This window comes from Pseudomonas sp. NPDC087639 (assembly GCF_044743385.1).
In the GTDB taxonomy this organism is placed as follows: Bacteria; Pseudomonadota; Gammaproteobacteria; order Pseudomonadales; family Pseudomonadaceae; genus Aquipseudomonas.
The window spans coordinates 20,889-22,295 of sequence record NZ_JBIUWI010000018.1 but is presented as its reverse complement, the minus strand read 5'-3'; the positions used below and the strand labels follow the sequence as shown (position 1 = coordinate 22,295).

Below are 1,407 nucleotides of genomic sequence, written 5' to 3'. Positions count from 1 at the left end.
AATGATAAAGAATAAAAGATAACACCATCTGACAATAGTAGGAAACATTGTCCTTGACCTGTATTCCGTGAGATTGGAGCATCAGATTCAGGACTTAATTATTGTGGTCTTACCGGTATGTCCAGTGCGGGTGCAGTCTAGGCGCTGTTTTTTAGGGATCGCAAGTGAAAAATGACGAATTGGCATGACCGGTCTGACCAGTTGTGCGGTGAGTCCCATTCTTGAGCGGTTCAGGCGTTTGAAAAAATGCAGACATAAAAAAACCGGCCAATCACTTGGCCGGTTTTTCATGCTGCGGATTTAACGTCGCGATTAAGCGCCGTACACCGGCAGTTTCTTGCAGATGGCTTTGACTTTCTCACGAACGGCGTCGATCACCGCTTCGTTGTTCAGGTCAGCCAGGATGTCGCAGATCCAGCCGGCCAGCTCTTTGCACTCAGCCTCTTTGAAGCCACGAGTGGTCACAGCCGGAGTACCGAAGCGCAGGCCGGAAGTGACGAACGGGGAGCGTGGATCGTTAGGCACGGAGTTCTTGTTCACGGTGATGAACGCTTTGCCCAGAGCGGCGTCTGCGTCTTTACCAGAGATTTCCTGCTTGATCAGCGACAGCAGGAACAGGTGGTTTTCAGTACCGCCGGACACCACGTCGAAACCACGCTCGATGAACACACCGGCCATGGCCTTGGCGTTTTTCACCACTTGCTGCTGGTAAGTCTTGAACTCAGGCTGCAGCGCTTCCTTGAAGCAGATCGCTTTAGCGGCGATCACGTGCTCCAGCGGGCCACCCTGGGCACCCGGGAATACCGCGGAGTTCAGCTTCTTCTCGATGTCGGCGTTGGCGCGAGCCAGGATCAGGCCGCCACGTGGACCGCGCAGGGTCTTGTGCGTGGTGGTGGTCACGACGTCAGCGAATGGCACCGGGTTCGGGTAGACGCCAGCGGCGACCAGACCGGCCACGTGAGCCATGTCGACGAACAGGTAGGCGCCAACCTTGTCAGCGATAGCGCGGAAGCGTGGGAAATCCAGAATCTGCGAGTAGGCAGAGAAACCGGCCACGATCATTTTTGGCTTGTGCTCAACCGCCAGACGCTCGACTTCGTCGTAGTCGATCAGGCCGTTGGCGTCGATGCCGTACTGGATAGCGTTGTACAGCTTGCCGGAGGAGGAAACGCTGGCGCCGTGGGTCAGGTGACCACCGTGGGCCAGGCTCATGCCCAGAATGGTGTCACCGGCCGACAGCAGGGCCAGGTAGACAGCAGCGTTGGCTTGCGAACCGGCGTGCGGCTGAACGTTGGCGTAATCGGCGCCGAACAGTTCTTTGGCGCGGTCGATGGCCAGTTGCTCAACAACGTCGACGAACTCGCAACCACCGTAGTAGCGCTTGCCCGGGTAGCCTTCGGCGTACTT

At 57.0% G+C, this 1,407-nt stretch carries 1 protein-coding gene; it reads right to left on the bottom strand.

What is annotated here, in order from left to right:
* Nucleotides 1-312 precede the first annotated feature (312 nt).
* A partial coding sequence (glyA, locus tag ACIOVB_RS10175) for a serine hydroxymethyltransferase (protein ID WP_401267258.1) occupies nucleotides 313-1,407 on the bottom strand: 1,095 nt, incomplete at its 5' end.